This is a genomic window from Pseudodesulfovibrio cashew (assembly GCF_009762795.1).
Classification (GTDB): domain Bacteria; phylum Desulfobacterota; class Desulfovibrionia; order Desulfovibrionales; family Desulfovibrionaceae; genus Pseudodesulfovibrio; species Pseudodesulfovibrio cashew.
Window position 1 is genome coordinate 1,297,675 of the sequence record NZ_CP046400.1, and the last position, 20,690, is coordinate 1,318,364.

The 20,690-nt window shown below is 62.8% G+C and carries 22 protein-coding genes; 14 read left to right on the forward strand and 8 right to left on the reverse strand.

Going from position 1 to position 20,690, the window contains the following annotated elements:
- The first annotated feature begins 216 nt into the window (after positions 1-216).
- The 8 genes from GM415_RS05745 (at position 217) to GM415_RS05775 (ending at position 5,183) form a co-directional block, all read left to right on the forward strand.
- On the forward strand, positions 217-651 hold the full coding sequence (locus GM415_RS05745) for a thioredoxin family protein (protein WP_158946863.1): 435 nt from the start codon (positions 217-219) through the stop codon (positions 649-651).
- A 19-nt stretch (positions 652-670) separates the two neighbouring features.
- On the forward strand, positions 671-1,633 hold the full coding sequence (locus GM415_RS05750; RefSeq protein ID WP_158946864.1) for a glycosyltransferase family 9 protein: 963 nt from the start codon (positions 671-673) through the stop codon (positions 1,631-1,633).
- Positions 1,634-1,967: 334 nt separating this feature from the next.
- Entirely contained in the window at positions 1,968-2,345 is a 378-nt protein-coding gene (locus GM415_RS05755; protein ID WP_158946865.1) for a hypothetical protein, read from the forward strand.
- 204 nt (positions 2,346-2,549) lie between these two features.
- On the forward strand, positions 2,550-3,332 hold the full coding sequence (locus tag GM415_RS05760) for a hypothetical protein (protein ID WP_158946866.1): 783 nt from the start codon (positions 2,550-2,552) through the stop codon (positions 3,330-3,332).
- 53 nt (positions 3,333-3,385) lie between these two features.
- Positions 3,386-3,928 (forward strand): RNA polymerase sigma factor, encoded by a 543-nt coding sequence (locus tag GM415_RS05765; RefSeq protein WP_277872940.1) that lies wholly within the window; start codon positions 3,386-3,388, stop codon positions 3,926-3,928.
- Positions 3,925-4,398: a hypothetical protein gene (locus GM415_RS05770; RefSeq protein ID WP_158946868.1), complete on the forward strand. Its 474-nt coding sequence runs from the start codon at positions 3,925-3,927 to the stop codon at positions 4,396-4,398. Before GM415_RS05765 ends, GM415_RS05770 begins: the two co-directional genes overlap by 4 nt.
- Positions 4,373-4,504, forward strand: a complete 132-nt coding sequence (locus GM415_RS18180; RefSeq protein WP_277872931.1) for a hypothetical protein — start codon at positions 4,373-4,375, stop codon at positions 4,502-4,504. Before GM415_RS05770 ends, GM415_RS18180 begins: the two co-directional genes overlap by 26 nt.
- Positions 4,488-5,183, forward strand: coding sequence for a DUF3106 domain-containing protein (locus GM415_RS05775; protein ID WP_158946869.1), 696 nt, complete (start codon positions 4,488-4,490; stop codon positions 5,181-5,183). The genes GM415_RS18180 and GM415_RS05775 overlap by 17 nt, the downstream gene beginning before the upstream one ends.
- A 53-nt stretch (positions 5,184-5,236) precedes the next feature.
- Here GM415_RS05775 and GM415_RS05780 read toward each other — a convergent pair whose 3' ends face one another.
- Entirely contained in the window at positions 5,237-6,109 is an 873-nt protein-coding gene (locus GM415_RS05780; RefSeq protein ID WP_158946870.1) for a tRNA (adenine-N1)-methyltransferase, read from the reverse strand.
- A 1,023-nt stretch (positions 6,110-7,132) separates the two neighbouring features.
- On the opposite strand from GM415_RS05780, the gene recQ reads away from it, so the two are divergent.
- From recQ to GM415_RS05795, 3 genes are all read left to right on the forward strand, one after another.
- Positions 7,133-9,352: a DNA helicase RecQ gene (gene recQ / locus GM415_RS05785; RefSeq protein ID WP_158946871.1), complete on the forward strand. Its 2,220-nt coding sequence runs from the start codon at positions 7,133-7,135 to the stop codon at positions 9,350-9,352.
- 11 nt (positions 9,353-9,363) lie between these two features.
- Positions 9,364-9,813: a VOC family protein gene (locus tag GM415_RS05790; protein ID WP_158946872.1), complete on the forward strand. Its 450-nt coding sequence runs from the start codon at positions 9,364-9,366 to the stop codon at positions 9,811-9,813.
- Positions 9,814-10,048: 235 nt separating this feature from the next.
- Complete coding sequence (locus tag GM415_RS05795; protein WP_158946873.1) at positions 10,049-11,323, forward strand: transcription antitermination factor NusB; 1,275 nt, start codon at positions 10,049-10,051, stop codon at positions 11,321-11,323.
- A 90-nt stretch (positions 11,324-11,413) separates the two neighbouring features.
- On the opposite strand, the gene GM415_RS05800 is transcribed toward GM415_RS05795, so the two are convergent.
- The 3 genes from GM415_RS05800 to GM415_RS05810 all read right to left on the reverse strand — a co-directional run bounded on the left by GM415_RS05800 (position 11,414) and on the right by GM415_RS05810 (position 15,262).
- Positions 11,414-12,883 (reverse strand): Rne/Rng family ribonuclease, encoded by a 1,470-nt coding sequence (locus GM415_RS05800; RefSeq protein ID WP_158946874.1) that lies wholly within the window; start codon positions 12,881-12,883, stop codon positions 11,414-11,416.
- A 37-nt stretch (positions 12,884-12,920) separates the two neighbouring features.
- The gene (locus GM415_RS05805; RefSeq protein ID WP_158946875.1) at positions 12,921-13,874 is read right to left on the reverse strand and encodes a radical SAM protein; all 954 of its coding nucleotides are present in this window, start codon (positions 13,872-13,874) and stop codon (positions 12,921-12,923) included.
- A 137-nt stretch (positions 13,875-14,011) separates the two neighbouring features.
- Positions 14,012-15,262 carry an EAL and HDOD domain-containing protein gene (locus GM415_RS05810; protein WP_158946876.1) on the reverse strand — a complete coding sequence of 417 codons (1,251 nt, stop codon included), beginning with the start codon at positions 15,260-15,262 and terminating at the stop codon, positions 14,012-14,014.
- A 222-nt stretch (positions 15,263-15,484) separates the two neighbouring features.
- Between GM415_RS05810 and GM415_RS05815 the strand changes: the two genes are divergently transcribed.
- Positions 15,485-16,288 (forward strand): 2-amino-3,7-dideoxy-D-threo-hept-6-ulosonate synthase, encoded by an 804-nt coding sequence (locus GM415_RS05815; RefSeq protein WP_158946877.1) that lies wholly within the window; start codon positions 15,485-15,487, stop codon positions 16,286-16,288.
- 577 nt (positions 16,289-16,865) lie between these two features.
- Here GM415_RS05815 and GM415_RS05820 read toward each other — a convergent pair.
- The 3 genes from GM415_RS05820 to GM415_RS05830 form a co-directional block, all read right to left on the reverse strand.
- Complete coding sequence (locus GM415_RS05820; RefSeq protein ID WP_158946878.1) at positions 16,866-17,264, reverse strand: hypothetical protein; 399 nt, start codon at positions 17,262-17,264, stop codon at positions 16,866-16,868.
- 8 nt (positions 17,265-17,272) lie between these two features.
- Complete coding sequence (locus GM415_RS05825; protein WP_158946879.1) at positions 17,273-18,208, reverse strand: HEAT repeat domain-containing protein; 936 nt, start codon at positions 18,206-18,208, stop codon at positions 17,273-17,275.
- Between the two features lie 86 nt (positions 18,209-18,294).
- Positions 18,295-19,041, reverse strand: a complete 747-nt coding sequence (locus GM415_RS05830; RefSeq protein WP_158946880.1) for a S24 family peptidase — start codon at positions 19,039-19,041, stop codon at positions 18,295-18,297.
- Between the two features lie 150 nt (positions 19,042-19,191).
- On the opposite strand from GM415_RS05830, the gene GM415_RS05835 reads away from it, so the two are divergent.
- Both GM415_RS05835 and GM415_RS05840 read left to right on the forward strand, forming a co-directional pair.
- The gene (locus GM415_RS05835; RefSeq protein WP_158946881.1) at positions 19,192-19,605 is read left to right on the forward strand and encodes a DUF5675 family protein; all 414 of its coding nucleotides are present in this window, start codon (positions 19,192-19,194) and stop codon (positions 19,603-19,605) included.
- Positions 19,602-19,850, forward strand: coding sequence for a helix-turn-helix domain-containing protein (locus tag GM415_RS05840; RefSeq protein ID WP_158946882.1), 249 nt, complete (start codon positions 19,602-19,604; stop codon positions 19,848-19,850). Before GM415_RS05835 ends, GM415_RS05840 begins: the two co-directional genes overlap by 4 nt.
- On the opposite strand, the gene GM415_RS05845 is transcribed toward GM415_RS05840, so the two are convergent.
- Positions 19,827-20,591: a hypothetical protein gene (locus tag GM415_RS05845; RefSeq protein WP_158946883.1), complete on the reverse strand. Its 765-nt coding sequence runs from the start codon at positions 20,589-20,591 to the stop codon at positions 19,827-19,829. The genes GM415_RS05840 and GM415_RS05845 overlap by 24 nt on opposite strands.
- Positions 20,592-20,690 lie beyond the last annotated feature (99 nt).

Below are 20,690 nucleotides of genomic sequence, written 5' to 3' on the forward strand. Positions count from 1 at the left end.
CCGGGAATCCGAAAAAACGTACCACGGGTTTTCGGCCCAGGATAAGAACGGGCGTCAGAGGGATGAAAACGGGCGAAAATGGCATAACATTTCCTCTTGACGGGATTGACGACCGGATCGGATTACAGGGGCGACATCCCTTCATGAGCGTCACCGCTTTTCCTATTGCCTTGCGGGGTGAAGTGGTTATGTAGGGGGAAACGTGGAGAAAACAGCATGAATACACAGACGCGAAATATAGTGTGCCCGCATTGCCGGGCGATCAATCGGGTTCAGGCGGGGCGCGAGGCCGAGGCCACCTGCGGCAAGTGCCGGGGCAGGGTGTTCGAGGCCAAGCCGCTGGAGTTGGTGGGCAGCACGTTCGAGCGGCATGTGACCAAGTCGGATGTGCCCGTGCTGGTGGATTTCTACTCGCCTTCCTGCGGGCCGTGCCTGATGATGGGGCCGCAGTTCGAGGAGGCGGCCAAGCTGCTGCACCCCCGGGTACGGCTGGCCAAGGTGGACACTTCCGCCGAGGTCGGCATCGCCGGGCATTTCGGCATCCGGTCCGTGCCCACGCTGATGCTCTTCCGGGGCGGTCGGCAGGTGGCGTCCCAGGCCGGGGCCATGAACGCCAGGGACATCGTGGCCTGGACCAACCAATATCTGTAGGAACGACGGGCTCTGCCGGATGAACAAAGACGAAATCAAGAAGATCCTGCTGCTGCGGGCCGACCGCATCGGCGACATGTTCTGCACCACACCGGCCCTGCGCGCCATGCGGCAGGGATTCCCGGATGCGCGCATCGACCTGATCGCCAGCGAGGGCAACCGCTCCGTGGCCGAGGGCAACCCCCACATCGACAACCTGTACGTGTTTCCGGCCAAGAAGCCCTGGAAGTGGCCGTATCATTTTCTGCGCCACCGGCTGACGGGCTATGACCTGGTGGTCAACTTCAACGGCGAGTCCGGCACCACCTCCCGGCTGGCCCGGTTTCTGGGCGCGCGCCGGTTGGTGGGCACCTGGGCGCGCAAGACCGAGGGGTATTATCCCGAGACCGTGCGCATGGTGAAGGGTGACCACACCATCGACTTCATGCTCCGGGTCACGGCCCACCTGGGTGCGCCGTCCGAGGACAGGAGCATGGTCTACCCCCTGCCGGAAGAGGTGCTGGAGCGCCAGCGAAAGCGGTTCCCCCGGCGCGAAGGGAAGAAGCGGGTGGCCGTGTTCATCGGCAACGCCAAGAAGGTGGACACCCGCTGGCCCGAGGACCGCTTCGTGGCCCTGACCGATCGGCTGCTGGAGCGGGAAGACGTGGAGATTTACATCGTGGCCGGACCGGGCGACGAGGGGCTGCTCGAGGGCTTCACCTGGTCGGAGGACCGGGTGCTCTATCCCGGCGGCAGCCTGCGCGAGCTCGGAGCGTTTCTCAAGACCTGCGACCTGTTCGTGACCAGCTCCACCGGCCCCATGCACCTGGCCGCCGCCGTGGACGCGCCCATGGTCGCCATCCTGGCCGACTTCACCTATGAGTGCTGGCGGCCCCTGGCCGATATCCACGCCATTGTCCAGTCCGGCCAGTCCGGCGTGCAGGTGGGCACGGTCACGGTGGATGAAGTCCTCAAGGCCGTGAACCGGAAGCTCGGGAGCTGAACCGTGAAGGCACAAACTCGAAGGGCGCAAGGCAAAGAATAACAATAGTCCTTTTGATTATGGAAAAATCCACTTTGCGTATGACGCCGCGCCCGAGGCGTGAAAACGGGGATGCAAGGGGCTCAACCCCTTGCCCGCCGGAGGCGAAGTCTCGCGATAATCGCCGCCGCACGGCGGCTTCAGCTTTTGTTTTTGGATGAAAGGGGTATTGATTCAATCGACGAAAATCCCGGTGGAATGTCCGCCGGGATTTTTTTTGTCAACCGGCTCAGGGCAGTGGCGTTGAAAGGGGTGTGACGACGCACTCGGGCATGCAACCCAAGGAGCTACAGACATGAAGACTCGCATTCTTATCGCACTGACCCTGATCCTGGCCCTGTCCGCCACAGCGGCTTTTGCCGGTGACCGTGGCCGTCTCGCCCGCCAACTGGACCGGGAGGGCGACCGCATCGCCCAAGAGTACGACGCCAGGGGCGACCGCATCAACGAACACTATGATCTCATGGCCCTGAACGCGGCCCTGCACGGCGACTTCGGTACCGCGCTCATGCTCGACGCCAAGGGCGACCGCATCAACGCCAGGCTCGATGCCAAGGGTGCCCGCATCAACCGGGCCCTTGATCGCAAGAGCGCAGCCATCGCCCGCCACGCCCGGTACGAGAATAAGCACCGCAAGGTCGCATACCGACATCACTACCGTCATGGCCGTTAACATGGCTTTCCCGTCCGCAATGCGGCGCGGGAATTGAAACAGGCAGCTTGGAGGCGCACGCCTCCTTCCCAACCCCAGGGCTTCACCCGGCCCGTCCGCCCCGTGCCTCCCCACGGGGCGGTTTCTTTTTTGTCAACCGACGGGCGAGATACCCGTTCTATTTGATATCAGCGCGCACAACGGACTGACTATTGGAGAAGTACCATGACCAAATCATTATTGATGATTGCATTCCTCGGATTGATCCTGCTGGCCACGTCGGCCCGCGCCGCCTCTTCCGATTTGGCGGAGGAAACCTACGGCGAGAGCACGACGAGCGTGGAAAGCGGCTACAACACCCGAAGTGATGGCGGCACTGGCTATCGTTCGGATTCCGGACGGAGCTATTCCGGGGAAATCTCGGACAGGACATCGGCAAGCGGCGTCAGCAACGGTGGCGGGACCGCTGATACCAGGGTCGACCGGAGTGGCCAAAGCGGCTACACTGACGGCACCCGGAGCCGTTCCTTTCGTGGCGATGGGGCTAACACCGGCAGGAGCCGATACGGCCAAGGCCAGAACAACGGAGGTTCCCGCTACGGCAGCCAGGACCGGAATAACGCACGGCAACGCTACGGCAATCAGGGGCGTGACAACGGGCGGCGCAGCTACGGCCAGAACAGCCGCAATGCGCAGCATCGCTTCGGCCAGGGTAGCAACAACGGCTACAGCCGCGGCGCGAACAATGGACGGCGCAGCTACGGCCAGGGCGGCAGCAGCGGATACGGCCACTACAGTCGGGGCGCGAACAGCGGCAGGCAGCAGTGGAACAACCGCAACGGCTACGCGAACCAACACCGTTTCAACCAGAGCGGCAGGAGCGCGTGGAACAACTCCGGCCGAGGATCCGGCAGCGGCGGGTTCAACCAGGCATACGGCGGAAACCGACAGGGTATCAGCCGGGGTTCTGGTGATTCTTATGGCGCTCGGCGCTTCGGCCGCCGATAGATGAACAAACTACCGGGAGCCCGTCCGGACGGGCTCCCACATGACGGCATGCAATCGACGCATCGGACCAGCGCATGGAAGCGTTTCTGAAATCCATTGAGGCCAAGGCCTACCGCATGGCGCTGGTCGGTTGCAGCGATCCGGATGACGCACTGGATCTGGTGCAGGATTCCATGTGCCGCTTTGTCGACAAGTACGCCTCCAAGCCGCGCGATCAATGGAGGCCGCTGTTCTACACGATTCTGAACAACCGTATCAAGGATCTGTATCGCAAGCGGACCGTGCGGAACAAATGGCGGATGTGGTTCAGCCCGGACCAGGACCGGAACCAGGGCGACCCCATCCAGGCCATGCCGGACCACAAGGCAGAGGACCCCGAACACGCCGCCAAGGTGGGCGACGCCTTCGGACAACTGGAAACCGCGCTGAAAACCCTTCCGCACAGGCAGCGGCAGGTCTTCCTGCTCCGCACCTGGGAGGAAATGAGTGTGAAGGAGACGGCCCTGGCCATGGGCTGCTCCGAGGGATCGGTGAAGACCCATTACTCCCGGGCGGTACACGCCCTCCGGGACAAATTGGGGGACCATTGGCCATGACGGATAGAGACCGGGAATTTTTGGAAAAGGCCAGGTTTGTCCTGGATGAATCGGTGGACGGCCTGGACGGCGTCACCCGCGCGGGACTGGCGCGGGCAAGGAACGCCGCCCTGGATACCGCAGGACGCGGCCGGGCGCGGCGGCGAAGGCAGTGGTTGGCCTGGGGCACGCCTGCCGTGGGACTGGCCGCCGCCTTGCTGGTGGGGCTGTTCCTCTTCAACGGAACCACGCCCCCGACTGCGGGCGAGTACGTGACCGATCTGGACATCCTGACCAGCGGGGAGTCGCTGGATTTTTACGAGGAGATGGAGTTCCTCGAATGGTTGGCGGAGGAAGCTGCACATGACGAGGTTTCTCGCGGCGGGAATTATTACCGTCCTGCTGGTTACCATGCCCGCTCACGCGGCGGATGGCACCGGAAAAGCGGACGCTCCGGACATGGATATGCTGGAGTTTCTGGCCGAGTTTGAGGATGACGACGCCGGATGGGTAGACCCCGGCGTGCTGACGGATACCATGCAAAGTGGAGAAGAGGACAATGCGACGGCGCAGGAGGGCAATGATGAAGGACAGTAAGCGTTTCGTGCGCGGGCTGGCCCGTGCCCTGTGCGGCCTGGCGGCCTGGGTGCTCGTCCTGGCGCTGTGCTCCCCGGCTTTGGCCGGGCGGTTCGAGGACCTGACTCCCGATCAGCAGAAGGTGCTCGCCCCGTACCGCGACCGCTGGGACGGCCTCGGCGCGGACCGGCAGGAGCGGCTGACGCGTGGGGCCGACCGGTGGATGAAGATGTCCCCCAAGGAGCGGACCCAGGCCCGGGAGCGCCTCCAGCAGTGGAAGGCCATGACCCCGGAGCAGCGGGAGCAGGTGCGCGAGCGGTTCCAGCGCTTCAAGCAGCTGAGTCCGGAGCGGAAGGAACAGCTTCAGCGGGCCCGCGAACAGTATCAAAAGATGACCCCGGAACAGCGTGAACGCGTCCGGGAGCAGTGGCGCAACACCCGACCCCAGCGGCAGGATGGCATGCGCGGCCAAGGCTCAGGGAACAGCCAGGGCCGGAGTCCGAACCGCCAGTGGCAAAATGGTCCGTCCCAACAGGGCCGGAGCGGGAGCCAGGGCTGGCAGCAGCCCGATTACCAGCGTCGGGGCAACGGGCAGGGACAGCCGTCCCGGCAGCAGCCGAACTGGCGGCAATCCCCGTCCGGCGGGGGACAGTCTCCCGGTCGGGGCCAACAGCCCGGCCAGGGCCGTGGCCGCTGGTGATATTCAGAGAGTAAAAGCAACAAGGCCCGCTTCGTGGAAGCGGGCCTTGTCATTTATTCGTCGTCGGGACTGGTTTCGTCTTCATCCCCGGGGAGTTCTTCCGGGGCGGGCGCGGGTGTCTCCGCCGGTTCAGGCGCGAGTTCGGGCGCAGGGGCGGCCTTGGGCGGCTCCATGTAGCGGGCGAAGACCAGGAAGCCGGTGTGGGCCACCATGCGGTCGTCCGGGCGCAGTCGGTCGGCCACGGGCTTCCAGCGGCGGACCAGGATTTCCAGGACTTCCAGGTCGGCAAAGGGGCCGTCTTCCAGGCCGCGCAGCAGGTCGGATACCTGGTTGACCGTGGGCAGCAGGAAGCCGCACATGGCACCAGGGATGACCGCATCCGGTATGGAGTGGAGATATTCCCACGGGGTGCGCACGTCCAGGAAGAGGGCGTCCGCGCCAGAGTGCAGGAAGCCGTCCTCGATATTCTGGTTGACCTGCTCCACGCGGTGGGCGAGGCCCACGCGCTCCAGGTTCTTGCCCGCGAGCTTGAAGAAATCGGCGCGGCGTTCGTAGGTGATGACCTTGCCGGTGTCGCCCACGAACCAGGCCAGGGCCGTGGTCAGGCCGCCTGAGCCCGTACCGGACTCGATGACAGTGGAGCCGGGGCCGATGCCCAGCTTCATCATCAGGTAGCCGATCTCCTTGGGGTACATGATCTGGGTCTGGCGCTTCACGCCCTTGATCAGGTCGTGCAGGGTGGGCTTGAGGATCAGGTACGGACGGCCCAGGTGGGTCTTGACGTACTGGCCGAAGCCCGCCTCGGCCACCTCGTCCATGAGGAGCTTCCCGTCATGGGTGTGAACCTCGCCGCCCGCCTCCAGCTTGCGCAGGTAACGTTTGCCTTTGTGGCTTATCAGTAAAATGAGTTGTCCGGGTTCGATCATGCGTTTCCCCCCTCCTGTGAATTATGGCCTTCGGTACGGTGGGTGGGGCCGGAAGTCAAGGGATAAGGGGGTAGGGGGGATGTGGGGAGGATGGAAGGAGGATGAAGAGGAAAAGGAGGCCGCCTTTCAGGCGGCGATAATTGTTTTGAGGATTTCGTCCCTCCGGGCCGACTTCCTTTTTGGCTGGGCCGCTCCAAAAAGGAAGCAAAAAGATCGGCTTTTTTGTGCTGCAGCGCGATCTCGTGGCCAAGAGCCGCTAACACGGCTTCCGCTGCCCGGAAATCGAAAGCCTGCCATGCAGTCGCGCTTCGGGCTACACTTCAGCCGTGCCAAGCGGCTCTATGCCCCGAGCTCGATTACCGCTTGTTGCCGGGTAGTTGGTAACTTGCTGTGGGCGGCAATTGCCCTTCACCCACCAAGTCGCGCTAGCACCTCTGTTTGAATTTGAAAGATCTATTCGGCGCTTCGCCTATCCATCCAGAGGTACGCAGTCAGCTCCTTGCTCACGGGCCTAGAAGCTCACCAAACCGGGCGGCGGCTCTTGTGCCGGGACCCGCACGGAGTTGGACGGCCTCCGAATGGTAAAGCTGGCAGAGCGTCCCACTCAACGAAGTCCGGAGCCGACCGGGTTGGATGAGATTCTCGCCAGGGAGCACTGGGGCGGGGATGATGCTCCAAGCGCCTTTTCTTTCGTCTATTTCTTTTGGCGCAGCAAAAGAAATGGACCCCGCCGGGAGGGCATGGAGGGCTTTTGGGGGCGCAGCCCCCAAACCCGGCTCTCGCGCGCTGCAAGCGCGATTCCCGGAGGTGGAGGAGCGGAACGCTCCAACATCGGCTCTCCTCCCCGCGCCTGCACCCACAATCTCCACCCCTGTCAACGTCCAATTTCACCCTTTTCGCGCGGATTATCCATGGCCTCTTCGCAGGCATAGGAGCGTCCCCGATTCCATAAGCGACGCCGCCTGGCATTAATCCTGATCCCTTCATTGCCAACCGCAACCGATTGGCCTACGCTCGCAGGCCATGCCCGCTCCCCAGGATACTTCTTCGGTCTCGCCTCACTCCCTGTTGCGTTCAGTGTTCGGCTTCGACGGCTTTATCGGCCTGCAGGAGCCGATCATCAACCGCGTCATGGCGGGCGGGGACGCCCTGGTGCTCATGCCGACAGGCGGGGGTAAGTCTCTCTGCTACCAGATTCCGGCCATGCTCCGGCCCGGCGTAGGGGTCTGCATTTCGCCGCTCATTGCCCTGATGCAGGACCAGGTGCGCGGCCTGACCCAGATGGGCGTGCGCGCGGCCTGCCTGAACTCCTCCCTTGACCCCTACGAGGCCAGCGATGTGGAGCAGCGCCTGGAGACCGGGCAGCTCGACCTGCTCTACGTGGCCCCGGAGCGGCTCTTCAAGCCCGGCTTCATGGATTTCCTGGCACGGTGCAATCCGTGCCTCTTCGCCATTGACGAGGCCCACTGCGTCTCCCAGTGGGGTCACGATTTCCGGCCCGAATACATGCAGCTTTCCGTGCTGCACGACCGCTTCCCCGGCGTGCCCCGCCTGGCCCTGACGGCCACGGCGGACGCGCCCACCCAGCGGGACATCGTGGCCAACCTCCGGCTGGAGCGGGCCGAGGTGTTCGCCACCGGCTTCGACCGGCCCAACATTACCTACGCGGTGCAGCCCAAGAACAACGGGCGGAAGATGCTGTTGCGCTTCATTCGGGACAACCACCCCGGCGAAGCGGGCATCGTCTACCGCATCTCGCGCAAGAAGGTGGAGAAGACCGCCCAGTTTCTGGTGGATAACGGCATCACGGCCCTGCCGTATCACGCCGGGCTCCCCCAGGCCGAGCGCTACGCCAACCAGGAGCGGTTCATGCGCGAGGAGGGCGTGGTCATGGTCGCCACCGTGGCCTTCGGCATGGGCGTGAACAAGCCCAACGTCCGCTTTGTGGCCCATCTGGAGCCGCCCAAGTCCCTGGAAGCCTACCACCAGGAGACTGGACGCGCCGGGCGCGACGGCCTGCCCGCCTCGGCCTGGATGTGCTTCGGCATGCAGGACATCGCCATCCTCCGCTCCATGATCGACTCGGGCGAGGCTGCGGACACGCGCAAGCGGGTGGAGGCCGCCAAGCTCGGGTCCATGTTCGCCTTTCTGGAGACCGCCGGGTGCCGCCGCCAGGCGTTGCTGGCCTATTTCGGCGAGGACATCGAGCCGTGCGGCAACTGCGATAACTGCCTGAGCCCGGTGGAAACCTGGGACGGCACCGTGGCCGCACAGAAGGCGCTCTCCAATATTTTTCGCACCGAGCAGCGCTTCGGGGTCAACTACCTGGCCCAGGTGCTGGCCGGAAAACGGACCGACCGCATCGTGAGCTTCGGACACGATCAGGTGTCCACCTTCGGCATCGGCACCGAGCTGAGCCAGGAGCAGTGGAAGTCCGTCTACCGTCAATTGCTGGCCAACGGCCTCTGTTCAGTGGACCTGGAACGGTTCAACGCCCTGACCCTCAACGAGCGTTCCTGGCCAGTGCTCAAGGGCGAGCGACCGGTCCGCTTCCGCACCGACCCTGCCGCGCCCAAGCGGCTGAAGAAAAAGGCGCGCCTGCGGTTGAATGCGGACGATGTCCTGAACACTCAAGAGGCCGAGGCCCTGTTCGAGGCCCTGCGCGGGGTGCGCCTGTCCGTGGCCGAGGAGCAGTCCGTGCCGCCCTATGCCATCTTCCCGGACAAAACCCTGCTGGAGCTGGTCCGCTACCGGCCTTGCGATACGGCCTCCATGGGTTGCATTTCCGGTGTGGGCGCGGTCAAGCTGGAACACTACGGGCAGGTCTTTCTGGAGGCCCTCCAGGCGCACGAGGCCGAGCATGGGCGCCCCGAGAGTGTGCCCGAAATTCCCCTGGAGCGCCGGGAGCAGCGGGAAAAGCAGCAGAGCAAACAACGCGAATTTTCGCCAACGGCGCAGGAGTCCCTGGAGCTTTTCCTCAATCTGCGGGACATCGACGCCGTGGCCGTGCGGCGCGCTCTCAAGCCCGCATCCATCTGGCGGCATCTGACACAGGCAGTCCAGTGGGGCAAGATCGATTACCGCGACGTGCTCGGCCTGCCCGAGAAGGAGTTGCTGGCAATCCGCGACACCCTGGCCGACTTCCGCAACAAAGGTATTACGGCTTTGGGGCCGGTTTTCGAGAGTCTGGAGGGGCGGCATTCCTACGAGGTGATCCGTATGGTGCGGGCAGGAAGGGACTGACGGGAGAAAAAATGAGCATCAAATACGTTCACACCAACCTGATCGCCCGCGACTGGAAGCGGCTGGCCGAGTTTTATGAGCAGGTCTTCGGGTGCAAGCCCCTGTCCGCCAGGGATTTATCCGGTAGGTGGCTGGACGGGGTTACCGGCCTGGACGATGCGCATATCACGGGCATGCACATGAGCCTGCCCGGCTTCGGCGAGGGCGGCCCGACTCTGGAACTTTTCCAATACGACGCCATGCCGGATCATCCGGACGTCCGTCCGAACACGCCGGGCTTTTCCCACATCGCCTTTCTGGTGGATGACGTGGCCGCCGTTGCCGAGGCGGTCATCGCCAACGGCGGCAGGGCCGTGGGGGAACTGACTTCCCAGGAGGTCCCGGGAGTGGGTGTCCTGACGGTGCAGTATCTCTACGATCCCGAGGGGAACATCGTCGAAGTCCAGAACTGGGACGCCTGATTTGACGGTATCTCCCACTGGGGGCATCCGGCGAGTTTTCGCGAAATTGGGCTTGCCTGCGCCGATGGCTGCGCATAACCCGCCGCCATCACGCTAACCCTCGCTCCTTTTATGGGCCTCACGTCGAAAAACCGTTTTCTGCGTTTCCTTCGGCGACAGGTGTTGAATAAGCCTTTTTTGTTCTTCGCCAAACCGTCACTTGCGCCGGTTCGCAACTGCGCGTAAGGGGAGAGATATGCAAGTACGTTCTCCCAAGCCCCTTCCTCCGGCGAGGCGGGTGGCGCTTGAAGCACTTTACCGTTGCCTGTTTTCCAAACAGGACATTCAGGCCGCCCTGGACACGGCCCTCTCCCATGACGCGGTCGATCCGCGCGACGCGGGGTTGGCCACGGAGTTGTCCTACGGCTACCTCCGGCTCAAGGGCCGCCTCAACTACGTCCTCTCCCGGTTTCTCAAGGACCCCGGCAAGCTGCCTCCCAAGATGCACCTTGCCATGGGCGTGGCCGCTTACGAGATCCTCTTTCTCGACAAGGTGCCGACCTACGCCTCGGTGGACTGGGCCGTGGAGTTTTCCAAATCCAAGCCCGGCTCCCGGTTCTCGGGTCTGTTCAACGCCGTGCTGCGGCGTGTGGGCGAGCTGGGCGACACCGCCCATGATCCCGACTACTATCGCAAGGACGCCTCCCTGCCCGAGTTTCTGACCCGTTGGTATTCCTGCCCGCAGTGGCTCTCCGACCTCTGGTGGCGGGCCTACGGGGAAGAGCAGGCCACGCGCTACCTGGAGGCTCAGCTCAAGCCGCCTGCCGTGGGCATCAATCTGTACGGGCATCCCTACGCGGACGAGATTTTTTCCGAACTGGCCTCGGCTCCGGAGGTCATCGACATCGAAGGGTTTTCGTTTGCCCTTCCGCCAGGCATGCAGATCGACGGCGTGCCCGGCCCGCCCCTGGCCCGGCAGTCGTTCGCCGCGCGCCAGGCACTGGAGGCGCTACGGCCCGACACCTGGGGCGACCCGGTCTGGGACGCCTGCGCCGGACGCGGCGGCAAGACGCGAATTCTCCGGGAAAAGGGGCGCAAGGTCTTTGCCTCGGACCCGCACTCCGGGCGGTTGTCAGCCCTGCATCGCGAGTTGCCGGACGTGGAGACCTTCGAGGCCAACGCGGCCACGGCGGTCCCGCCTCACAAGCCCGCGACCATACTCCTCGATCTTCCCTGCTCCGGCCTGGGCGTGCTCTCCCGGCGGCCCGACACCAAGTGGAAGCGCAAGACACGGGATCTGGACGATCTGGTGAAGCTCCAGACCGAGATTCTGGACAACGCGGCCCAGCGGGTGAAGCGCGGCGGACTGATCGCAGTGGTCACCTGCACGCTTAACCCTGATGAAAACGAGGGACTTATCCGCGACTTTCTGGAAGCCCAGCCCGGCGCGGTGTTGGAGACCGAGTGGTCCACTCCGTCCGATTCCCCTCTGAACGAGTTCTTTTACGGAGCGTTGCTGCGTATCCGCTAACAGGCTTTCCGACGGCTCTTTCATGAAAACAAACGCCCGCGCCATTATGGCGCGGGCGTTTGTTTTATTGCTTCTAGTGCGGTCCGGCGACTATTCGTCGTACTCGTATTCGATGTCGATGTGCACGCTCTTGCCGAAGGATTCCTCCAGTTCGGCCAGGATCTTGCGCTTGTTGTTGAGCAGGTAGATGGCCAGTTCCTCCTCGCAGGTGTAGTCCACCACGTCCACGGTGGGCTTGCGGATGTCCCGGTGGATCTCCTTGAGGGCCTGGAGGGCCTGCCATTCCATGTTACGGCGGATGCCGGTGCCCTTGCAGCAGGGGCAGGGCTCGGTGGAGATGGCGATTGCCGATGACCCCAGGCGCTGGCGGACCAGCTCCATGAGTCCGAAGGAGGAGATGCGGCTCACGTCAGTGCGGGCGCGGTCGTTTTTCATCTCGGCGCGCATGACTTTCTCTACCTCGCGGCAGTCCTTGGCGCTCTTCATCTCGATGAAGTCGATGACCACCTGGCCTCCGATGTCGCGCAGCCTGAGCTGGCGTGCGATCTCTCGCGCGGCCTCCACGTTGGTCTTGAGCGCCATCTTCTGGAAATTCCGTTCGCCGCCGATTTTGCCGGAGTTGATGTCCACGGCGGTCAGGGCCTCGGTGGCGTCGAACACGAGCCGCCCGCCCGAAGGCATGGACGCCTCGCGGGAGTATATTTCCTGCACCTGTTTGACCAGGTTGAACCGCTCCAGCAGCGAGAGGTCGGTGTCCTCGTGGAGCTTGGCCAGGTTGTTCTTGCGCGGGAAGGCGAGCTTGACGAACTGCTGGACCTGCTCGAAGGTCTCGGCGTCGTCCACCCAGATTTCGGTCACGTCGCTGGTCAGGTAGTCGCGCACGGCGCGGGCGGCCAGGCCCAGCTCCTGATAGACCATGGCCGGAGCCTTTTCCTTTTGGGCGTTGGCCCGGATGTCGGTCCAGAGGCGGTTGAGATACTTGAAGTCGCGCTCCAGGGCGGCCTTTGACTGGCCCACGGCGGCGGTGCGGGCGATGAGCCCCACGCCCTCGGTGGTCTCAAAGGATTCGAGGACCTTTTTCAGGCGGACCCGTTCCTTTTCATTTTCAATCTTGCGGGAGACGCCCATCTGCGAGCGGCCCACGGTGTAGACGAAGGAGCGGCCGGGCAGGGAGAGATAGGAGGTCATGAAGGCGCCCTTCTTCCCGGTGGGTTCCTTGACCACCTGAACCAGGATCTCCTGGCCGGGCTTGAGCACCTTCTGCATCAGCGGGAAGCGCTGCCCCTTCTTGGTGGCCGGGCTGCCTATGTAGTATTCCGGGTGGACCTCGTCGATCTGGAGAAATCCGTTGCGTTCGGCGCCGTAATTGATGAACGCGGCCTGGAGGCCGTTGTCGATGTTGTGGATGTAGCCTTTGTAGATGTTACCCTTGGTCTTTGCCTGGTGGACCATTTCAACGTAATACTCGTTGACCTTGCCCTCTTCGGCGATGACTACTTCAACCTGTTCTCCCGGCAGCACGGAGATGAACATCTTCTGCCGTTTCTTCTTTGCGGTCATGAATAACCTCGTGATAAAAAAGTTGTTTCATGGAGCGCTATTCCTCCAGGACGTGGCCTGTGCCGTGGTAGAAGGTCTCACCCCGGTCTTCCCGGGAGACGACGTCGCCCCCGCATACGAGAGCTTCCACAGCCCGGCGGATCAGTTTCTGATCCGCGTTCAGGGCCTTTGCCATTTGGGGAACTGTCTGCGGTCTGCGGAGCAGGGAGGCCTTGACCAGGGCAACCAGGTGTTCCTGGGGCATGACCTCGCAATCCGCAACTTCGGCTGGGCAGGTTGCACACTTGCCCATTTCCAGTTCAGCGCGCCAGCGGCTGAGAGTGTCCCGTTCCACGGGACGTGTTCCCTTGACCGTTCCGGGGCGGGTTGTGGTCACCACGTCCACCCGGTCGGGCTTGAGCCGCTTGCAAAAATCCGTCAGCAAGCCGAGGTTTTCGTCAGAGTCGTTGACTCCCTCGACAAGCAAAATTTCCAAAAATATCTTCCCGCTGAATTCCTTTCTGAATTTCAGCAGTCCCTGGGCCACGGCTTCGGGCGAAACCTCCCCGCAGGGACGGTTCACGCAGCAAAATTCCATTTCCACCAGGGAGTCCATGCTCGGCAGGACAATGTCCGCCAGGGCCAGTTCCGCCCGTACCTCGGGGTCGGTCATCAGGGTCGCGTTGGTCAGCACCGCGATGTCCGTGCCGGGAAAGAGGGTCCTTGCCCCGGCGATGACGTCCGCCATCTCCGAGTTAAGGCATGGCTCGCCCAGTCCTCCCAGCGTCACCACGTCCGGCGGGGTCAGTCCCTCCGCCTTCCAGGCCGCCAGTTCAATAAGGATGTCCGCCGCCGAAACATACGGTTTGCGTTCGAAGGTCAGGTTCCTGGTCGCCCCGACCTCGCAATAAATACAATTCATGGAACAGATGCGGTCACCCAGCAGGTCCAGCCCCAGGGAGCGGCCCAGCCGCCCGCTCAGTACGGGCCCGAAGACGTATTTGTATGCCATGGATTTTCTTCTCTCGCGGTCGGCGTCCACCCTTTGCGGCGGGCGAAGCAATCATCACAGGTTATTAAGGACCGGAGCGCGCATGTCAAGAGCGGAGTGGCGTAAAGGGTATTTCCTGGTTCGGTGTCGGAACGGCGTCACTCCTCCGCCGTTTCCCCTGCGAAGAAGGTGTCCGCCCAGGAAAAGGCGTGCTGGTAGCTGACCGCGACGGTGCCGGGCAGAAGGTTGAGGGCCTTGGCCTTGATGCCGACTTCGTCCCAGTCGGAGTTCTCAATGGCCCGCACGAGCTCAAGCCAGAGGCTGTAACGGTTGCTCTTTCCGCAGAGGGCGGCCTTGACCTGGTCATCCACGGGCAGGTGCTCGACGATGGACTCCATGCGGGTGTCGAGCATGGCGTCCAGCAGGGAGAAGAGACCGAGCATGAAGAGCTTGTCGGACTCCTCCTCGTAGCCTCCACCCAGGGCCGCTGTTTCAAATAGCTTGGCCCGGTGTGCGGAGATGTACGAGAGCTCCTTGCTCTTTTCCGTGGGCGTCATGTCCGTGAGGATGATCAGCCGCAGCCAGTTGCGGATGGGCTTCCAGCCTGCCAGGACCACGGCCTGGCGGATGGAGGTGACCTTGGTGGCGAAGCTGAAATTGGCGGAATTGAGGAAATTGAGCAGCCTGTAGGAAATGGACACGTCCGCCTCGATGGCCGTGGCCAGCGCGTCGAAGTCGGGCTCGTCCCGCTCGATGATCTTGAACAGCTTGAGGCGGGTGGCCTCGGCGGAAGTGATCTTGCGCCCGGACTCGGTGGAGGGGGACTTGAAAAAGTAACCGTGGAAGAGGTTGAAGCCGGCCTTCTTGGCCCGCTCGAGCTCTTCGGCGTCCTCAACGCGCTTGGCGAGGACCTGAGGCGAGCCGAGCTTCATGGCCATGCCTGCGATGGCGACAAGGGCCGCATCCTTTTTGCCGTGTATGTCGACGATGAGGATGTCTGCGGCCTCTGCCAGGGATTCGCACCCTGACCTGCCTTCAAAGTTGTTGATGGCGATTTCGTAGCCGGATTTCTTGAGATCCACGATGGCCGTCATCAGCTCCGGGCCGGCTTCGGCGGTCTCCTCCAGGATGATGACCGTGTTGGCCCAGGGGATGGCGTTGTGAACGCCTCTGATGACATCATCCGGGGTGAAGTGAATCATCAGGCGGGCACGATCGCCGCCCAGGCCGCCGCAGAGGGGCAGGTTGGCCACCAGGTTCATGGTCGCCTCGGAGTCGTCGGTGAAGACGGCCCGGTCCGCGTTGTCGGAGTCGCGGAAAAGCAGCATGTAGCCCCATGTTTCGTTGCGTTCATCGAAAATGGGCTGCCTGGCCACAAATATGGATTCGTATGCTCTTTCTTCGGTCATTCTACCCTCAATGCCGGACGAAGTCCGCCTATTGGACGGACCTTCCCATATTTCTCCCGTAGGAGTCAATAAATTGCGCCCGGAAGTCCCCGGCGGGAGCAAACCGCCCCCGGCGGCCCGATTGGACTTTCTTCTTTCGGGCGAGTGTATTATGTGATGTGCCATCAAACGAAGCATTTGTCATTACGGACAGACAAACCCGCCACGTCAAAGAGGTTCAGGATGCATATCGGCAAAGCCATACGTCTGGAGAGGATTTTCAACCGGAACACCGGAAAAACCATCATCGTGCCCATGGACCACGGCGTGACCGTCGGGCCCATCGCAGGGCTTGAGAAAATGCGCGACACGGTGACCAACCTTGTGGCCGGAGGCGCCAACGCCGGCTTGGTCCACAAAGGCCAGGTCAAGCTCGGCCACCGCATGCAGGGCCGGGACTTCGGGTGCATCGTCCACCTGTCCGCCGGAACCTGCCTGTCGCCGTTTCCCAACGTCAAGCGGCTGGTGACCACCGTTGAGGAGGCCATCCGCCTTGGAGCGGACGGTGTCTCCGTGCACGTCAACCTGGGCGACGAGACCGAAGGGCAGATGCTCAGCGACCTGGGCAGCGTGGCCGCTTCCGCCTCGGAATGGGGCATCCCGCTTCTGGCCATGGTCTATGCGCGCGGTCCCAAGGTCGAGGACGAATATGATCCCGAGGTCGTGGCCCACTGCGCCCGCGTCGGGGCCGAACTGGGAGCGGACGTGGTCAAGGTCAATTACACCGGCGACGCCGAAACCTTCGCCCACGTGGTGGACTGCGCCTGCGTGCCCGTTGTTATTGCCGGAGGGGCGAAGCTCGATTCCACCCGTGATTTCCTGGATATGGTCCGGGTTTCCATTGACGCGGGCGGGGCAGGGCTCTCCGTGGGACGCAACGTCTTCCAGCACGCCGATCCCACTCGGCTGGTGGAGGTCCTCAACCGGATCGTGCACCAGGGCATGGATGTGGACTCGGCGATTGAGGGATACGAAGACATTCTTTAAGTCTCCCTGCGCGTCAGGCAAGCGACGTCTTTACAACCGCCCCCCGCCGGATTCGTTCCGCAGGGGGCGGTTTTTTTCGTGCGACCAGCCGAGTCTGCCGGGGGAAGTTGTGTCCCCCCGGGGGCCACGGCTTCCGAGAGGTGGAATCCGGCATTGCGGAGGGCCCTGGCCGACGGCAATGGTTTGTCGCCCTTGCGTATCAAAATCATGGCTTGTTGCACTATGCTCCCGCATGGTGGCCCAAAGGTGCACTGCTGCATTGCCCGGCCGCCATGGTTTAGTTGTTTCTATAAATATCGTAAAAGCGATTTATAAATAAGGAAGACGGGGGTAAAAGTCCAGCTGATATTGCCAATTTTAGTACGTAATCACCTATTTTACTTTGATTTTTTATTTTTTTATTCTATAATATTTTGCCGCTGACATGGTGTTGCATGTACTTGTGATGCAAAAAGCGGAGCCTGTATTGTTGTAGTGCCGGGTAATATATTGTTTTAATGGAATGCTGTAGTCGAACGGCAAAAAGGCGCCCCATACAATTCAGTATGGGGCGCCTTTTTGCGAGTTGGAACGATTCTTACGCGTTTTCCGTCTTGAACACGAAAAGAGGCAGCTCCGCCAGAGTGTTCCATGCGTCACCTTCCTTGACCGCCACCCCCAGGGTGTGGCGGCCTTCCCTGTCCACCTGGAGGCCGGGGAGCTGGAAGTTCATTTTGTGCAGCACGGTCTGTCCGGGCGTGATCTCCTGGATGCCGAGCAGGGTGGGCTCGCCTTCCGGCGGAGTGAGGGTCAGGGAGACGGTGAACGGGGTTCCCTGGCCGTCCATCTCCCAGAGGCTGGCAAAGTACACCGGGGGGAGCATGGCCGGCAGTTCCGGGACCACGGCGTGCTCGATGGTCCTGATGAAGGACGTGGAGCTGGAGTCCTTGTCGATGATCAGGTCCGAGCAGATGAGAGAATAGATAAGGTTGGGCATGTGTCTCCTTACGGTTTGGTGTGGTGCTTGACCCCTTGCAGGGCCGAGAGCACTTTTTCGGGTAACGCGCCGACCACGTTCGGGTCAATCTCCACTAGCAGCAGCGCCGCCGCTACCTGCTGGCCGAAGGAGCCCTGCCCGATTGCCCGGCGCAGGGCAGGGGCAGCAGGAGCGCCGATGTCGGCCAGAGCCTTGAAGGCGAACTGGGCGAGCGGCGTTCCGGGACGGGAGAGCAGGCGCACCAGTACGGGTGCGGCCTTGCTGCCTATGCGTCCCGGTACGCAGGAGCCTGTCGCGCCGATGAGGGGCAGGTGGTGCAGGGCCACGGCCGGGTCCGGCCCGATAAGATCAACGGCCTCGGCGATGACGTGCATGGCCCGTTCGTCCTCGGTATCGAGGGCCCGAATCAATGCCGGGATCGCTCGCGATGCCTCCGGGCCTATGGTTCCGAGGAGCCAGGCGGCCTTGGCCCTGGCAAAGGTGTCTCCGGAGGCGAGGACGTGGCTCAGCGCATCCACTGCTCCCGCGCCCATCAGCCTGAGACCGAAGGCGGCAGCGTTGCGTACCCGGAAGTCGCTGCTCTCCAACCTTGCCGCAAGCCACGGAGCAGCGTTGCTCCCCAGGATGGCAAGGCCGTGCGCGGCCATGGATCTGGTCGACGGGTCAGGGTCGCCCAGGGCGCTGAGCAGGGTGTCCGAAGCCAGGCCGGGGTATGGCAGCAGGGCCAGGCCGATGACCGCGCCGCGTCGTTGTGCGGTGGTTCCTTTCCGGTACAGGGCGGTGAGCGGGGCTTGTGCCTCCTGTCCGTATAGTCTCAACTCCAGAGCGGCTTCGGTGCGTACGGAGCGGTCTTGCGGGTCGGCCAGCCTGAGCGCGAGGTCCTCCATGTCGGGTAGGGCCGGATGCCCGGCCGAGGCGCTGGCGGCTCCGGTAAGGGAGAGCAAGAGAATTGTACAAAGGATCGCGGATTGGCTTAAAGACAAAGTTTGTTTTTTGTCTATCATAAAAAGCTCCGGTAAATGCTGATTGGCTATTTGCGGCTCATGTCGCTCCAGGCCCAGACGACGTTGCCGCCGATGGCCCGGGAAATGTCGCCGTTGTAATCTCGCTCCAGCCGATAGGTGGCGGGGGGGAACTCACGGCTGTTGTCCGAGTAGAAGACCAGCTCCAGGTCGTTGTCCAGCCGCTTGGTGCAGACCCGGCGGAGCAAGGTTGCGCCGTTTTCTCCAGGCTCGCGCACGAGCATGATCCTGCCGGCCGGGGCGGGGTCGCGGTCGTTGCGGTCCACCAGCGCTATGTCCCCCGGTTGCAGGGCGGGCGCCATGGCCTGCTCGCTCCTGTCCACCTCCACGGCCACCAGGTTGGAGCGGAAGCGGAGCGACTCCTGGTGTCGCCAGACCAGAACCCATCCACCGATTCGTTCCTCCGGGATCAGGCCCGGGTCCGCCGCCACGGCTGCTGCCGTCAGGGGGACGGCCATGTAGTCCTCGGGTTCCAGGACGGGGGAGTTGCCGTTGTCCCGTCCTTCCGGGGGGCTTTGGAAGCAGACCTCTCTGGCCGCGTCCCCGGGTTCGTCCCCGAAGGAGACGGTCGCGCCGAGGCGGTCGAGGATATGGCCCAGGGAGTCCGTGTTCAGTCCTCGTTCCTTTTTCAGGAACCGGTTGAGCTGAGAGGGGTCGATGCCGAGGTCGTCGGCCATGCGCTTGTTGTTGGGGTAGCGCTTTCCCTTGCCGATGCGGCTGTTGAGCGCGTCGCGTACGTCGTCAGTGAAGCCCATGCTAGTCTCCGTTGAATGGTGCGGATTTCCACCTGGTTATACACTTTATTGGGCAGATGTCTAAAGATATTTGTCAAAATTTGTTGACTTTTAAATAGTCAAACGTCTATTAAGGGCGTGTCCAGATCGGGAACTCAGGAGGAAAATAGAATGAAATCATTGGACTTACTTCGAATAGAGCAAGGCGAAGACGGCACCTTCGGCGTGCTGCGGCTTGACGGCAAGGCCTGGTGCGTAACCCTGGAGCCTCAGGACCTGGGAAACGCCGAGAATGTCTCCTGCATTCCGGCCGGGCGCTACGTGTGCCGTCGCGTGCATTCACCTCATTTCGGGGAGACATTCCAGATTGCCGATGTGCCGGGCCGCTCGCACATTCTGTTGCATGCCGGCAATGTGGCCGGAGATACTCGCGGGTGTGTGCTTCTGGGGAGGCGATTCGGTTCCCTGGAGGGGTGTCGCGCCGTGCTCGACTCCGGACGGACCGTTGCCGAGTTCATGGCAGAACTGGCTGGAGAGGACGAGTTCTCCCTTGTCGTCAGGGATGTCTCCAGGGAGGCGGCGTGAACGACTTCTGTCTCAAGGGGGCCCGCGAAATATGTGATGCCGTGGGCGAAAACCCCAAGAACATCCATGACCTGGTCAAGGAACACGGCCTCCCTGCCTGGAAGCGTGGGGCAAAGGGTACCTGGCGCGCCCTGCCGGACGACCTGCGCCGCTGGATACGGGAGCAGCGAGACCGCAACATCGGCCATTTCGTCTATGGCTCCGGATGCGACGAGGACCGCCTAGCCGGGAGAGACGAATTGTAGGGAACCGTCGCGAGGGATGTTTACCCCTTGCGCGGAAACGGGGAATGTCCAGTTGACCGGATGCCGGATGGACCAGGAGCCGCTGACTTCGGTTCCGGTTTGTCCGGCATCCCTATGTCCGGCGGAGCAGCGGACCCCTGTCTCGGGCGAGGCCATGGCGATGCGTTCGGCCTCGGCCAGTCCCTGCTCCAGGCGATCCAGTCGGGAGCGCAGGGGGTCGGGACGGTGCGACACATAGGTGAAATGCGGTTCGGGCCGAGATTTTGCCACTCTGGTGGGGCGTGGAACCCGCGGTGCGGCCTTTGGCGTAGTGCGCGGCATGGCCCTGACGGCGATTGTTTTCGCCGGGGACGGCAGGGGAGTGCGTTCCTTACGGACGATCGGCGGCGGGAGCGTTTCGGCCAGGATTACAGGTCCGGGAACCTCAGCCTCTGCCGCAAGGGGTGGGAGAGAGGGCAGGGCAACTTCCGTCGCGCCCGCCGTCAGCGTGGGAGCAGGCCTTGCCGGGGGCTCCTCTTCCCCGAACAGGAACTCGACCTTTGCCTCCAGCACCTCATCCGGCGTCCTGCCGTTGACCGCGTATTCATAGGAGTATTCCGCCACGGTGTAGGCGGTCCCGGCGTACTGGAGGGGGCCTGTGGTGACCAGGCCGATGCCGCCCAGCAGGCCGCTGATCAGCAGGCAGCCGGACAGGGCCGGGAGAACGGCGGTGACGAGTATGGCCGGGACGAGACGTTTCATGCCTCGAAATCTGCATACCGCGTGCCTTTTCCTGGAAATCCTGCAAAACCGGTCCTGGAAGCGGACGCGTTCGGGACCATGTCCCTCGAAAGGGGCCCT

Coding starts and splice junctions, on each gene's coding strand:
- GM415_RS05830 (WP_158946880.1), bottom strand. CDS start 19,041: ATGGGCTTCACTGACGACGTACGCGACGCGCTCAACAGCCGCATCGGC.
- GM415_RS05775 (WP_158946869.1), top strand. CDS start 4,488: ATGATGAAGGACAGTAAGCGTTTCGTGCGCGGGCTGGCCCGTGCCCTG.
- GM415_RS05750 (WP_158946864.1), top strand. CDS start 671: ATGAACAAAGACGAAATCAAGAAGATCCTGCTGCTGCGGGCCGACCGC.
- GM415_RS05780 (WP_158946870.1), bottom strand. CDS start 6,109: ATGATCGAACCCGGACAACTCATTTTACTGATAAGCCACAAAGGCAAA.
- GM415_RS05845 (WP_158946883.1), bottom strand. CDS start 20,591: ATGAAACGTCTCGTCCCGGCCATACTCGTCACCGCCGTTCTCCCGGCC.
- GM415_RS05770 (WP_158946868.1), top strand. CDS start 3,925: ATGACGGATAGAGACCGGGAATTTTTGGAAAAGGCCAGGTTTGTCCTG.
- GM415_RS18180 (WP_277872931.1), top strand. CDS start 4,373: ATGCTGGAGTTTCTGGCCGAGTTTGAGGATGACGACGCCGGATGGGTA.
- GM415_RS05755 (WP_158946865.1), top strand. CDS start 1,968: ATGAAGACTCGCATTCTTATCGCACTGACCCTGATCCTGGCCCTGTCC.
- GM415_RS05805 (WP_158946875.1), bottom strand. CDS start 13,874: ATGGCATACAAATACGTCTTCGGGCCCGTACTGAGCGGGCGGCTGGGC.
- GM415_RS05795 (WP_158946873.1), top strand. CDS start 10,049: ATGCAAGTACGTTCTCCCAAGCCCCTTCCTCCGGCGAGGCGGGTGGCG.
- GM415_RS05820 (WP_158946878.1), bottom strand. CDS start 17,264: ATGCCCAACCTTATCTATTCTCTCATCTGCTCGGACCTGATCATCGAC.
- recQ (WP_158946871.1), top strand. CDS start 7,133: ATGCCCGCTCCCCAGGATACTTCTTCGGTCTCGCCTCACTCCCTGTTG.
- GM415_RS05760 (WP_158946866.1), top strand. CDS start 2,550: ATGACCAAATCATTATTGATGATTGCATTCCTCGGATTGATCCTGCTG.
- GM415_RS05745 (WP_158946863.1), top strand. CDS start 217: ATGAATACACAGACGCGAAATATAGTGTGCCCGCATTGCCGGGCGATC.
- GM415_RS05790 (WP_158946872.1), top strand. CDS start 9,364: ATGAGCATCAAATACGTTCACACCAACCTGATCGCCCGCGACTGGAAG.
- GM415_RS05800 (WP_158946874.1), bottom strand. CDS start 12,883: ATGACCGCAAAGAAGAAACGGCAGAAGATGTTCATCTCCGTGCTGCCG.
- GM415_RS05815 (WP_158946877.1), top strand. CDS start 15,485: ATGCATATCGGCAAAGCCATACGTCTGGAGAGGATTTTCAACCGGAAC.
- GM415_RS05810 (WP_158946876.1), bottom strand. CDS start 15,262: ATGACCGAAGAAAGAGCATACGAATCCATATTTGTGGCCAGGCAGCCC.
- GM415_RS05835 (WP_158946881.1), top strand. CDS start 19,192: ATGAAATCATTGGACTTACTTCGAATAGAGCAAGGCGAAGACGGCACC.